The organism is Corynebacterium camporealensis (assembly GCF_000980815.1).
Classification (GTDB): domain Bacteria; phylum Actinomycetota; class Actinomycetes; order Mycobacteriales; family Mycobacteriaceae; genus Corynebacterium; species Corynebacterium camporealense.
This window is the reverse complement of sequence record NZ_CP011311.1, coordinates 592,587-606,569: the sequence shown is the minus strand read 5'-3', so window position 1 is coordinate 606,569 and position 13,983 is coordinate 592,587. Positions and strand designations below refer to the sequence as shown.

At 56.1% G+C, this 13,983-nt stretch carries 8 protein-coding genes and 1 CRISPR repeat array (1 of these 9 cut by a window edge); of the genes, 6 read left to right on the top strand and 2 right to left on the bottom strand.

Annotated features, from left to right (window positions below; genetic code table 11):
• Positions 1-20 precede the first annotated feature (20 nt).
• Together UL81_RS02860 and UL81_RS02855 are read left to right on the top strand one after the other, a co-directional pair.
• The gene (locus UL81_RS02860; RefSeq protein ID WP_035106822.1) at positions 21-1,136 is read left to right on the top strand and encodes an ABC transporter ATP-binding protein; all 1,116 of its coding nucleotides are present in this window, start codon (positions 21-23) and stop codon (positions 1,134-1,136) included.
• A gap of 105 nt (positions 1,137-1,241) precedes the next feature.
• Entirely contained in the window at positions 1,242-2,405 is a 1,164-nt protein-coding gene (locus UL81_RS02855) for a M20 family metallopeptidase (protein ID WP_046453236.1), read from the top strand.
• A 64-nt stretch (positions 2,406-2,469) separates the two neighbouring features.
• Here UL81_RS02855 and trpB read toward each other — a convergent pair whose 3' ends face one another.
• Together trpB and UL81_RS02845 are read right to left on the bottom strand one after the other, a co-directional pair.
• The gene (gene trpB, locus UL81_RS02850; protein ID WP_046453235.1) at positions 2,470-3,831 is read right to left on the bottom strand and encodes a tryptophan synthase subunit beta; all 1,362 of its coding nucleotides are present in this window, start codon (positions 3,829-3,831) and stop codon (positions 2,470-2,472) included.
• A 190-nt stretch (positions 3,832-4,021) separates the two neighbouring features.
• The gene (locus tag UL81_RS02845) at positions 4,022-7,312 is read right to left on the bottom strand and encodes an immunoglobulin-like domain-containing protein (RefSeq protein ID WP_081961558.1); all 3,291 of its coding nucleotides are present in this window, start codon (positions 7,310-7,312) and stop codon (positions 4,022-4,024) included.
• Positions 7,313-7,845: 533 nt separating this feature from the next.
• Here UL81_RS02845 and UL81_RS02840 point away from each other — a divergent pair.
• From UL81_RS02840 to cas2, 4 genes are all read left to right on the top strand, one after another.
• On the top strand, positions 7,846-9,162 hold the full coding sequence (locus UL81_RS02840; protein ID WP_035106819.1) for an amino acid permease: 1,317 nt from the start codon (positions 7,846-7,848) through the stop codon (positions 9,160-9,162).
• Between the two features lie 190 nt (positions 9,163-9,352).
• Positions 9,353-12,640 (top strand): type II CRISPR RNA-guided endonuclease Cas9, encoded by a 3,288-nt coding sequence (cas9, locus tag UL81_RS02835; protein ID WP_035106817.1) that lies wholly within the window; start codon positions 9,353-9,355, stop codon positions 12,638-12,640.
• 5 nt (positions 12,641-12,645) lie between these two features.
• Entirely contained in the window at positions 12,646-13,566 is a 921-nt protein-coding gene (cas1, locus tag UL81_RS02830; protein WP_035106816.1) for a type II CRISPR-associated endonuclease Cas1, read from the top strand.
• Positions 13,547-13,876 (top strand): CRISPR-associated endonuclease Cas2, encoded by a 330-nt coding sequence (gene cas2 / locus UL81_RS02825; RefSeq protein ID WP_035106814.1) that lies wholly within the window; start codon positions 13,547-13,549, stop codon positions 13,874-13,876. Before cas1 ends, cas2 begins: the two co-directional genes overlap by 20 nt.
• Before the next feature lie 50 nt (positions 13,877-13,926).
• Positions 13,927-13,983: direct repeats of the CRISPR family, unit length 36 nt; unit sequence GAAGTCTATCAGGGTCTTTAGGAACTGAACCCCAGC; it runs 1,579 nt beyond the window's last position.

Sequence of the window (13,983 nt, the reverse complement as noted above, 5' to 3'; positions counted from 1 at the left end):
CTGACCTAAGAAAGGTAGTCATGGCAACTGTCACTTTCGATGGCGCCAGCCGCATCTACTCCAAGGATGACGAGCACCCGGCAGTCGATCGCCTCACTCTGGATATCGCCGACGGCGAGTTCCTCGTCCTCGTCGGACCTTCCGGCTGTGGCAAGTCGACCAGCTTGCGCATGCTCGCTGGCCTGGAGCCAACCGACCGCGGTTCCATCCAGATCGGTGGCGTGGACGTCACCGGTATTAGCCCCGCGGATCGTGACGTTGCCATGGTCTTCCAGAACTACGCGCTGTACCCGAACATGACCGTCGCGCAGAACATGTCTTTCGCCTTGGAAAACCGCAAGGTTGCCAAGAACGAGATCAAACAGCGCGTGCAGGAAGCAGCCAAGATTCTGCAGATGGAAGAACTCCTCGACCGCAAGCCTGCAAACCTTTCTGGTGGCCAACGCCAGCGCGTCGCCATGGGCCGTGCCATCGTGCGCGAACCCGCTGTGTTCTGCATGGATGAGCCACTGTCCAACCTGGACGCCAAGCTGCGTGTGTCTACCCGTGCACAGATTTCCGCACTGCAGCGTCGACTCGGTACCACCACGGTCTATGTCACCCACGACCAGACTGAGGCCATGACCATGGGCGATCGCGTCGCAGTGCTTAACGATGGCGTCCTGCAACAAGTCGCACCTACCCGCGAAATCTACGACTACCCTGCCAACATCTTCGTCGCAGGTTTCATCGGTTCACCTGCCATGAATATCTACAACCTGCCGCACGATGGCCAGGAGCTACACATCGGCAGCACCCGGATTAATATCTCCAACTACGACTTCGATGGCGTGGAGACAATTACCGCCGGTGTTCGCCCCGAGGACTGGCGCCTTGATTCCGATAGCAACCTGCAATTCACTGCTGCTCACATCGAGGAACTCGGCAACCAGACCTACGTCTACGGTGACCTGCGCGACCCCAACTCGCAGAACACCAGCGACGGTATTCTGCAGTCCTCGACCCGCATGGGCGGTCAGACCGGCATTCTCGTTAATGCTCGTGCCGACGTCAACGCAGGCGATACCTTCGGTATCTCCCCCGACCCGGAGCGAGTCCACCTGTTTAGCAACATCACCGGCAACCGACTGAATTAGCTCCTACGCTATTCCACTCTTTTTCGCGGCGTCTCCCTGACGTCGCGTCGGTACTCTGGATCTTGTCCCCGGTTCCCAAGCCCCTATCTGCCTGAAGGACAAGATATGTCTACCGCCGACTCTGCTTCCCTCATTGACGAAGTTCGCTCCCACCAAGACGAAATTGAACACGACATTCTTACTCTGGTGGACTCTGAGTCCTACAGCTATGCCAAAGAGGAACTCAACCGCACCAAGCAGCTGCTGCTAGATCTGTGCACCACCCGTCTTGGCGAGCCAGATTCCACCGAGCATTTCGAGCAAGAGTCGTACGGCGATGCCGTCCTGCTGCGTTACGAAGGCACAGGCAACAACACCCCGACCATTACCTTCCTTGGCCACTACGACACCGTATGGCCCATTGGCATCTTGTCCGAATGGGGCGAGCGCTACAGCACCGATGACAACGGCAAGCGCACTATCTCTGGCCCGGGCATCTTCGATATGAAAACCGGCCTGGTGCAGGCCATCTGGATTACCAAGCTGCTTCGCGAAGAAGAGCAGTACCCCACCATCCAATTCCTCTTTAACGGCGATGAAGAGCTTGGTTCTCCAAGCTCCCGCCCGATTATCGAAGACGTCGCCAAAGGCTCCGATGCCGTCTTCGTCTTCGAGTCTTCCGCCAACGGCAAAATCAAGACCGCGCGTAAAGGCATTGGACTTATCAAGATTGCAGCCACCGGCGTCGAATCCCATGCTGGCCTCGACCCCGATGCCGGCGCCAGCGCCATCAAGGCTCTCATGCAGGTGGGCCTGCAGGTCTCCGATCTTGCCGACCGCTCCAAAGGCACCACCATCAACGTCGGTCTTATTTCCGGCGGCACCGGCTCCAACGTCATCGCGGGCAAGGCTGAAGCAACCGTCGACATCCGCGTCGAAGACCCCAGCGAAATCGACCGCCTCAACGAAGCCTTCAAGGAAGTCCACTGGGACGACGACCGCGTCGACGTCACGGTGACCCCGAATTGGAACCGTCCATCGATGGTGTTTACCGAGAAATCCCAGGAGCTCTACGCCCAACTAGAAAGCGCCGCCAAGCGCCTGGGCAAGACCATCGACCAAGCCCAGGTCGGCGGCGCCAGCGATGCCAACTTTGTCTCACCTCTCGGCATCCCAGTCCTCTGCGGTGTCGGCGCCAACGGCAGCGGCGCGCACGCCCGCCACGAGTTCATCTACCCCGACGACATCCCGTTCTATATCGCCCTACTCGTCGAAGCCCTGCGCAACTAACTAATCCCGAACTAAAACGGACCTAGATCGCACAATGCCTCCCCATATGGGGAGGCATTGTGCTTTAGCCTTCGCGCTCGATAGCTTCCTGAGTCATCGACTCCAGGACTTCTGCCACGTTCGGGTTGGTAACCGGAGTTTCTGCCGGATCCTCATCCGCCAAATCACCCAGAATGTTGCGTACGTACTCAACATCCTTGTCACCACGACCCGACAGGTTAACCAGGATGTTGATGCACTCATCGCCGGAGTCATCGGTAGCAACCGGCTCCGGATTCTCCGCGAGCTTAAGCGCATAAGCCAACGCATGCGAGGACTCCAGTGCCGGAATGATGCCTTCGTAACGCGACAGCATGCGGAAAGCCTGCAGCGCTTCTGCGTCAGTGACCGCTACGTACTGCGCACGACCGGTTTCCAGCAGGTAGGAGTGCTCCGGACCCACACCCGGGTAATCCAAACCAGCAGAGACCGAGAAGGAGTGCAGGACCTCATCGTCTTCACCCAGCAGCACATAAGAACGCGATCCATGCAGGAAGCCAATACGGCCCGCATTCAACGGCGCACCGTGCTTACCGGTTTCCAGACCTTCACCAGCTGGTTCCACACCAACCAGGCTGACATTCTCATTGCCCGGCTTGTCGGTCAGGTAATCGGCGAAAGCACCAATCGCATTGGAACCACCACCAACGGCTGCCACGACTGCATCGGGCAGACGACCAGTCAGTTCCAGCATCTGCTCCCGCGACTCACGCGAAATCACCGCCTGGAATTCCTTGACCAGCTTCGGGAACGGGTGCGGACCACACGCCGAACCCAGCAGATAGTGCGTGGTGGAGAGGTTCTCGCACCAGTCCATCAAACCGACATCGATAGCATCGCTCATGGCTTCGCCGTGCTCGTTATGCACCGGAACGACCTTCGCACCCATCAAACGCATGCGGTAGACATTCGGCTGCTGACGCGCCACATCCTTCGCACCCATGTAGATGGTGCATTCCATGCCCATCAGCGCTGCGACCATGGCCGTTGCCGTACCGTGCTGACCTGCACCGGTTTCCGCGACCAGTCGGGTCTTGCCCAAACGCTTTGCGATGAGCGCCTGCGCCAACACCTGATTTCCCTTATGCGCACCACCGTGGCACAGGTCTTCACGCTTGAGGAAGATACGCGCACGACCCTTGCCCTTTAGCGGCAGGTTCGCACATTCCGTAATCGGAGTTGGACGACCCAAGTAACGACGACGCAGCTCATCCAGCTCTTCCTCAAAACTCGGATCAGCCAGCGCATCCACGTATGCCTGCTCCAACTCATCGAGCACCGGATAAAGAATCTCCGGCACGTACTGTCCACCGAATTGCCCAAAGTAGGCATCAATCAAAGTCTCGCGGACTTCTTCCGGTGCAGGGTTCTCAGGGGTAGAAGACATAGGGACGTCCCTTTCGATGACGGAAATACTCAGCAATGCACCCAGGATGCAAGATCCCGGGTGTTTGATACTCAGTATTTTAGAGCCACACGCCTCCGATTGTGCCTACAAATGAGGTCAATTTAGCCCAAACAAGGTCATCCCGGATACGAAAAAGCCTCCCCCGAGGGGGAGGCTTAAGACTTAAGGCTTAGCGGAAGAAACCGAGAACCTTGTTGGTCAACTCGTTAAGAGTGCCCGGACTGAAGAAATTCAGCAGACCGGTCAGGATTGCGCCCATGCCAGCGGCACCGAGGATGCCGCCAAGCAGACCGGACAGCCAGTTCGAGCTGGAGGAACCAGCAGAAGAACCGGAAGAGCCAGAGGAACCGTTGTCAGAGGAGCCGTCCGAGGATCCATCATCGGAAGAACCGTTGTCGGAGGAACCGGACTCGGTGACCTCAACGACGCGGGAAGCGATGGTCTGGTTACCAGCGGAGTCGCTGACCTCGTAGGACACGGAGTAGGTACCCGGCTTGGAGGTATCCACGTTGCCGATAACGCGGATGCGGTCGGTGATGTCGCCGTCTTCTTCGTCGGTGGCGGTAATGCCCTCAAGCAGGTCGACGGTATCGCCAGCCTTCACGCGCAGTGGCTCAGTCGGCACGTTCAGGGTCGGTGCCGCGGAATCTTCCTCGGATGCTTCCTGCGCGGTGAAGTAACCGAACTGACGGGCGATGCCGGCAGAGTCAGCATCGGCATCAGCGTCGCGGGAGGTGGCGTACCAACCGTAGGACTCACCAGCGGTCAGGCCGGTCCAGGTGGTGGATGCGCCCCAGCCAGACTTAGCGGTGTCGGTGCCGATGACCTCGCCAGTATCGGTCAGTGCAACCATGCTGGAGGTCTCGAAAGAAGTGGTGCGGGTGTTGAGCTGAATCGGCAGACGCAATTCATCCTCGTGACCGTTGTAGCGCTGGCGGTCGTCGTACTCGGTGGCGTTGTGGTCATCGAGAAGCGGCGAGTAGGTGTTGATGGCTACCTCGGAGTTCTCCAGGTCGAACTGCAGCAGGCGCAGGTAGGAAGAACCGAAGCGCAGGCCGGTGTCGTCGCCGTACTCGCCGATTTCGGTCAGACCGAGCTCGTCAGAGCCAATCTCGTAGAACTGGTAGTCAGCAAGCAGCTCGATGACATGGTTGCCAGTCTGGCCAACGTCGTTACGGGTCACGATAGATACACCGTGCTCGTGGCCAGACAGCACCAGAGCGACGTTCGGGTTCTTCTCCACAATCTCTTCGAAGATGATGCGGCCATCGTGGGAGAAGTCAGCGCCGCGGCCATCCGGGTTGTTGGATGGCTTGTTGTACGCGTGGGTCAGCACGATGGCGTTGCGGTCGGAGTACTGCTTGAGAACTTCATCAGCCCAAGCAGCTTCTTCGTCGGTGACGTCGTAGCCCAGGTGCAGAGCAATGAAGTCGTGGCCTTCTGCACTGAACAGGTCGTAGTGGTTGTCGTTGTCGCCCTCGGCATATGGGTGGTAGGACGCATCGTGCTCAGCCCAACCGCCCTGGCCCTGGAGTGCCTGGTAACGCTCCGGACCGAAGTATTGGTTGTAGAGGTTATCTGCTCCTACCTCGCGGCCGGTGATGTTGTCGTGGTTGCCCGGCAAGACACCGTTAACGACGCCGGCATCATCCAAAATGGCCTGTGCCTCAGAGGCGACCTCGAATTCCTTCTTGGCGTTGTCCAAGTCGTTAGTCTCAGAAATCCAGTTTTCGATGATATCGCCCGTGTGTGCGGAGTAGACGATTTTGCGCTCGTCAGCGTTGTCGGCAACCCACTGGGTGGCAGCGGTGTAGCCTTCCTTCCACTTGGCGCGCTCCTCCTCGGTTTCCTGCTCGACAGCACCCTCAGAGAGGTACTGGGTATCGGTGTGGTGTGCAATGGCGAAGTCGTAGTCTTCGGCAAATTGCTCGTCAACAGGCTCGTTCAGATCATCGGCGAAGGTGTCGTAACCCAGCACCATGGTGTGGATGGACTCGCCGTCGACGTAGTCCTGGCCCAGTTCAGCGGTCAGAGAGACCTCAGCGTTGGCATTGCCTGCCGATGCCGCCTTCTCCTCCCATTCCTCTTCTTCTACATTCCACACGTAGAGACGAACCTCGCGCTTCGGATCCACGGTGCCCGACCAAGCAACGTCGTGGGTTTCAGCGGCAGCATCTTCCAGCTGCAGGTCGAAACGCTGGAAAGGCAGGTCGCGGGTCGAAGCGCTAGCCTGTGCTTCGGTGTTGCCCGGTGCCAGTTCAGTCTGGAAGTCCGCGCCCTCTTCGTAGTCGAAATCCAAGGACTCTGGAATCTCGTTCACGGTGCCCTGGAAACCACCCTGGGCAGTAGCGAGATTGGCTTTAGTGAAAGTCGTCTCGAGATCGCCACCGCTCGGATTTTCTGCGCGAGCGGAGATACCAACGCCATCTTCGCCCTGCTCGGTATCGGTACCAGCAGTACCCGGCAGGTTGCCAGAGGTAAAGTTGATGGACTCTGCAATCGGGTTGCCGAAGACATCGTGGCCAGAAATTTCCAGCGTGTGCTCGCCTTCTTCCAGACCAGCACCGATGGTCTCGCCGAGTTCCACCTCTTCCCCATCCAGGCGGATCTCCAGGTCACGAGCAACCAGGTCTGGGTTATTCAGCTCCACATCCAGGATGAACGGGCGGGTGATGTGGTCACCTTCGGCCGGAGTAGAGGATACGATGCTGGCGGATTCTTCGGTGGTGAGCTCGGCGGCATCGTAAAGCGAGGCAATATCTTCAGCCGACAGCGGCTCAGTCCACAGACGAGCAGAAGCAAAGGTGGCATCCGAGTAGAACTGCGGGGTGTTATCGCTACCGGAGTCGCCACCAATGATGAACTGCGTGGCACCATTTTCCGGCAAAGTCATCTCGCCAGTGGCCTCGAGGTTTTCAGCAGCCTGCTCACCATTGACGAAGAGCTGCGACTTCTCACCGTCGAAGACGCCAACCGCGTGGTACCACTGGCCTGGCTGCATCTCCATCTTGGCCTGCTTGTAGCTGCCATCAACGTGAACGGTGAAAGTCAGGTCATTGTCGTAGATTGCCAGTGCCCAGCCGCCGGATTCCTTGTTGGCGCACAACGACTTTTCGTTGCCGTCGAAATCACCGTCGAAGCGGAAAGTGCACTCGACTGCGAAGCCATCCTTGAGCTCGTCGAACTTGTCGCCGACCTCGAAGCCCAGCGCATCGCGCTGGCCATCAAAAGAAATAACTGGCTTGCCCAGAATTGGGTCCTGCTGGACTACCGGTGCGCCGGACTGGACCGGGTCAACGTCTGCTGCGATATCGCTGGCGGAGTTATCGGCCAGGGACATATCAATAACGTCTGCGACCGGTGCCTGCTGACCGTGCGCTACCGCCGGCGCAACGAAGGTAGAGCCCGCCAGGGACAAAATTGCCAGGAAAGAAACCTTGGAAGAGAAATGCTTGTGCATGAGAGTCTTTCGAGTAGAGAGAAAAGAGCACGTCCCGCCGTCCATGCCGCCGGGAACGCACATAAGGCTATGCACATTTCTTTACTTAGAGATTGCGCCTACATGAACACCTGACTAAGTCCATGCGCCAAAATTTAAGCAGTAGTAAATAGCAGATTAATAGGTTTCACAGTTCTCCCACCCCGCACAATTGCCCCACTGGTGAATCTAAATTCAGCCAGTTCGCCACTTCCCGCGCGCCCGTTTTGCACCCAAAACTTCCTCCCCGGCACACACGGAAGCATAAGGCGCAGCACAACCAAACCACCTCACTACACCCACTAGCCGGGAACAAGAGCCACGCCCACCCAGTCAACTCATCAACTACAGGCCAAAACATCTCCCACCCTGCACGAACGCGAGTCATCAACTCGCGTTCACCCCATAAGGAAGCGCACCACAATTGGGGTACGAGATAACTCGACAAGTTAGCCACAATATGATTTGGAACATATGATGTTGGGATACGTGATCGACAACACTAGGAACTTTTCATGAGCACTCCTGTTTCCGACCAACCCTCTTCCTCACATGCGGTGAGCGAAGAAAACACCAACGACGAAGGGAATACACAAGGCTCCGGCTTCAGCATGCGCTGGGCCATTACGCTGTTCGGTACCGCCATTGGCGCCGGTATCCTCTTCCTTCCACTCAATGCCGGTGCGTTCGGTTTCTGGCCGTTGGTCTTTGCCACGGTCTTTATTTTCCCGCTGGTGTATTTCTCACACCGCACGTATGCGCGCATCGTCAGTGGTGCCCCGACGAAAGACCATGGCAAGGACGTGCTCCAGCTGGTTCACCACTACATGGGTTCCAAGGCGGGCATTTTCATTGGTTCGCTGTACTGGCTGACCGTCTTTCCGACGGTGCTGATTTACGGTGTCAGTATCACCAATGCGGTCGATAGCTTCATCGTGAACCAGCTCAATGGCCCGGAAATCGACCGCTGGATTCTGGCGTCGGTATCCGTGTTCATCATGACCATCGCCTTCGCCTTTGGCCGCAAGCCGATGCTGTGGCTGGCCAACGTACTGGTTTACCCATTGATTGTCGCCCTGGCGGCAGTGTCTATCTACCTGATTCCGCGCTGGGACTTCCAGTCCTTCTTCAACTATGAGTACGAAGATGGCGCCTGGGGTATCGTCAAGGGCATCTTCTTAGTCCTTCCCGTGCTGGTTTTTTCCTTCTCGCACATGGCAGCACTGTCGCAGTTCTCCCTGGATATGCAGAAGGAATACGGTGCGAAGACCGAAAAGGTCGTCTCGCGTACCGAGTGGTACACCGCCCTGATGCTGGTTGTGTTCACCATGTTCTTCGTGTGGTCCTCCGTGCTCGCCCTGGGTGCGGACGGCATGCAAGAAGCCGCTGAACTCAACATCCCGGTGCTGTCCTACTTTGCGAACGTCACCGGCACCCCATTCATGGCGTACATGGCCCCGATCTTCGTCATCTGTGCCATCGTGTCGTCCTACTTCGGTCACCTCCTGGGTACCGAGGAAGGCACCGAGTACCTGCTGCGCCTGGCCTTCCCGAAGCAGGTCAAAAAACACAAGCGCAAGACCATGTTGGCGCTGATTTACTTCATCACCTTCGTCGGTACCACCCTGGTGGCAATCTTTAACCCATCCATCGTCAGCATGATCTCCGTGGTCGGTGGTGTCTTCGTCGCCTTCCTGGTCTACCTGCTGCCGGTCTACATGTTCAAAAAGCTCGACGTCTACAAGCACTTCAAGAACGACAAATGGAACTACTTCGTCTTCGGCATGGGCCTTGTCATCATGACCGTCGCCATCATTGATGTGGTGGGTTAACCCCGCAAAACACCCCCATCAACCGATAAAACAAGAATTCCACAGCCAAGTGCTTCGCCAACCTTGACACGGCACTTTATAATTAAGAGGAACTGAACCTCAGTAATCACCGGCTCGTTTCCGGTGAAGAATGCTCCAGTCGGCGCCCACTGGGCGTCGACTTTTCTAAACGCGAAAGTGTCCTATCCCAATGCAGAAGAACTACCGCGTCGGTATCGACGTAGGCACCCACTCCATCGGATTCGCCGCGATTGAGGTCGACGATCACGATCGTCCGATCCACATCCTCTCCGCAATGTCCCTCATCCACGACTCCGGTCTGGATCCGGATAGTAACAAGCGCGCTCTCACTCGACTCGCCGAATCCGGTGTCGCACGTCGCACGCGCCGCCTCTACCGCCGCCGTCGCAAGCGCATGGTTCGCCTAGAGAAGTTCCTGCAGCACCAGGGATGGGAAACCAAACCCTTTGAGGATTACTCTGACCCCTATATCCCGTGGAACGCACGGGTTGCTTTGGTCAATGGTTATATCGAGGATGATCAACAACGCGGTGAGTACCTTTCAATTGCTCTTCGACACATCGCTAACCACCGCGGTTGGCGCAACCCCTACTGGAAGACTCGTAGCCTTTACAGTCCCGAAGGCCCAAGTGATGCCTTTGAAACCATCCGTAAGGATCTAGAAAAGCGTGCCGGCCGCCCAGTCCCCAAGGACATCACCGTTGGACAACTCATTACTTTCGCTCGCATCGGTACTGACCGAATTCGCGGCGAAGCACAAAATAAGAAGACCGGACACAATAACCCTGCAATCCTCTCTGCCCGGCTGCATCAGCTAGACCACGCACGCGAAATTAACGAGATCGCAAAGGTGCAAAAGCTTGACGACGATCTTCGCAAGCACATTATCGACCTCGTATTTGCCGCTGAATCGCCCAAAGGAGCCCAACTTGGTCGCGTCGGTAAAGATCCCCTTCAACCAGGTAAAGATCGTGCACTCAAGGCAACCGATGCCTTCCAGCGCTACCGTATCGCAGCACTGACTGGAAACCTACGCATTCGCGGCACTCAAGGGAACGACCGACTTACTCGAGAACAACGCCAACTAATCTTCGACCACCTGGTTAATCTTCCCCACACCGAAGAACCTTCCTGGCTCAACATTGCTGAGATTCTAGGAATCGACAGGGGTGATCTACTTGGCACTGCAACCATGACTGACGACGGTGAACGGGCCGGCAGTAAGCCACCAGTGCACGACACTAATCGTGCGATCCTCAGTTCCAAGGTCAAACCACTGGTTCATTGGTGGAAGGCTGCTAACTTCGACGAACAAAAAGCCATGCTTAAGTCCCTTTCCAACGCAGAAGTCGATGACTTCGACTCTCCAGCGGGTGCCAGCGTGCAGGCTTTCTTCGCCGACCTCGATGAGAAGCAGCACGACAAGCTTGATTCACTGCACCTCCCCATGGGCCGTGCTGCTTACAGCGAGGACACGTTAGTTCGGCTCACCGAAAGGATGCTGAACAACAACCAGGATCTCTACGAAGCTCGCCTGGCCGAATTCAACATCGCCAAAGACTGGACACCACCCAAACCGCGTATCGGCGAGCCCGTAGGAAATCCCGCTGTCGACCGCGTCCTCAAGGCAACCGCACGTTGGCTCGAAGCAGCGCACAAAGAGTGGGGTGCTCCAAAGAGCATCATCATTGAGCACGTTCGTGACGGTTTTATCAGTGAAGCGAAGGCTCGCGAAATCGACCGTGACAACAACCGCCGCGCTCAGCGCAACCGTGAACTGTTCGGAAAGATGCAAAGCAAACTCGGTATCGAGGGCAAACCACGCTCAGCCGATCTCTGGCGCTTCCAGTCCGTCCAGCGACAGAACTGTTGCTGTGCTTACTGTGGAGACACCATCACCTTCCAGAATTGCGAGATGGACCATATCGTCCCTCGTGCCGGCGAAGGCTCAACGAACACCCGCGACAATCTGGTCGCTGTTTGCCACCGTTGCAACCTGGCAAAGAAGAACATCCCCTTCGCGGTGTGGGCCAAGAATGCCAACATCCCTGGTGTCAGTTTGAAAGAAGCACTGAATCGCACCCGCCACTGGGTTGAAGATACCGGTATGTCATCCAAGGATTTCCAACGCTTTGTCAGCAACGTCCGTGCACGTCTGAAGCGCACCAGTGTCGACGAACCACTCGATAATCGTTCTATCGAATCCGTAGCCTGGATGGCCAACGAGCTACGCAGCCGCGTCGCGCAACACTTTGGTGAATACGGAACCAAAGTCGGCGTTTACCGTGGTGAGCTAACCGCCGAAGCACGAAACGCCGCTGGAATTAGACGCAAGCTTCGTTTCATCGATGGCACTGGCAAATCACGCCTCGACCGTCGCCACCATGCAGTCGACGCTGCTGTCATCTGCTTTACCCAAAACTACGTTGCTGAAGTCCTCGCCAAACGCTCTAGTATGCGCCGCGCCGCACAGCTTAACCGTGAGCCGGAGCAATGGCGTGAGTTCACCGGCAGCACCGATGCGCACCGCGCTGCATGGAATGCATGGGTCAACAAGATGCACCTCCTTGCTAACCTTTTGCAAACTGCCCTTGATGAAGACCGCATCGTGGTTACCTCAAACCTTCGCCTTCGTCTGGGGAATGGTCGTGCCCACGAAGACACCATTGGTGAGCTAAAGAAAATTCGTGTTGGCGACGCTATCTCTGTCACTGACATCGATCGTGCCTCCACCGAAGCACTATGGTGCGCTCTCACCCGCGATCCCGACTTCGATCCAAAGGAGGGGCTGCCTGAAAACCCTCACCGCCGCATCCGCATTCATGGCACCTGGTATGACGCCGACGACCACATCGAGGTATTCCCCGTCGGCGCCGGCGCGATCAAGGTACGTGGTGGTTACGCCGAACTCAGCCGTTTCCACCACGCCAGGGTCTACAAGATCACCTCAGGCAAAAAGCCAACCTACGCAATGCTCCGCGTCTACACCACAGATCTCACTGCATACCGCAATGAAGACCTCTTCAGCGTAGAAATCAAGCCCCAGACCATGTCGATGCGCCAAGCAGAACCAAAGCTGCGCAAAGCAATCGCGGAAGGACAAGCCGAATACCTTGGCTGGATTGTCATCGACGACGAACTACTCATCGACACATCTTCATTTAACTCTGGACAGATTGCCGAGATGCAAGCTGAATTTGGCATGGTGAGGCGTTGGAGGCTCGATGGCTTCGTTTCTCCCTCAAAGTTGAGACTACGACCTCTCCAGATGAGTGGAGAAGGACTAGCCCCTGGGGCCAGCGCGGGTTCAAGAAAGATTGTTGACCAGCCCGGCTGGCGTCCCGCCGTTAATAAGCTGTTAAGTGCGGGTAACGTCACCATAATTCGACGAAATTCCCTCGGCCAGGTTCGCTTGAATAGTAATGCTCACTTACCCACCACGTGGAAGGTGGACTAGGGCGCATGCATCCCGGATGGCGTGTAGTTGATTTCTCTGATTTCAATGGCCAGCTTCGATATTCTCGTGGTCAACTCCTCGTTGAGCCTGAAAGCTCCCCTAAAACTGTGCTACCTCTAAGTCAAATCGCAGTCGTCTTGGTAGGGACTAAAACGACGCTGAGCGGCGCGCTTCTGCAAAAATTCAGCGAGTATGACATAGCTGTACTCGTCTGCGATTGGCGGCGCATTCCTATAGCCGGTGCGCTTCCCTGGAATAATCACTCGAGAATTGGTGCTCGTCACAAGGCCCAAGCTGAACTATCAGTACCTAAGAATAAACAAGCCTGGGCCCGAATCATTAAAGCCAAAATCTACGGTCAAGCTAAGGTACTACACTCAACAAATTATTCACCCAAATCTGATGAGTTATTTGAGCTAAGTAGGAGCGTACGATCCGGTGACCCAGACAACAAAGAAGGCTTAGCGGCAAGAAAGTACTGGAGTGCTATTAGCGGTAGCATCTCATTTCACCGTTTACCTGGTACAGGAGCTGACACCTGGAATTCCGCTTTAGACTACGGATACACGCTTCTCCGCGGATACGGTATGCGCGCGTGCACCTCAGCTGGACTTTCTGGTGCGCTTGGTTTGTTTCACAAGGAACGAAGCAATGCTTTTGCTCTTGTAGACGATCTCATGGAGCCGTTCCGCCCAATGGTCGATCAAATTGTCTTCAACTCAATCGAGCCTAATGGGGATTTTGATCGTCCTGACAAACAACTACTTAGTACAGGCCTTGATGGTGCCTTCTCCAAAGACGGGCGCACGCTTTCAACTGTATTCAACGATTTTGCTCAGCACTACGGGAATTATGTTGAAGGAAGAGTAAAAGACCTGAACGTTCCTAGATGGGAAGGCAGCATCGATGCCATCGAAGGACTCTGAGCCCATGTGGTGCGTGGTGATGTTTGACTTGCCAGTCCAGTCCAAAGTCCAAACTCGTGAAGCAAACCGTTTCCGGAACCGTCTTCTGGATCTAGGTTTTTGCCGCGCTCAATTTAGCGTCTATGTTCAGTATTTCCCTTTAGCGTCCCGTATTGCCACCACTGTTAAGAGCATCAAAGGAAATATTCCCCTCGGAGGAGACATCCGAATTGTGACCATTACCGATCACCAATGGTCGAAGGCACTTCGTTTTTCTAACTCCAAACCTTCAGATGTCGAAGAAAAGCCCTCCCAGCTAACAATTTTCTAGCAGCGATCATCAAGATAGACCCAGTACAACGCCCATTTTTGGGCGGAACTGAAGTCTATCAGGGTCTTTAGGAACTGAACCCCAGCGTGTAACGGCGCTCGTTACTC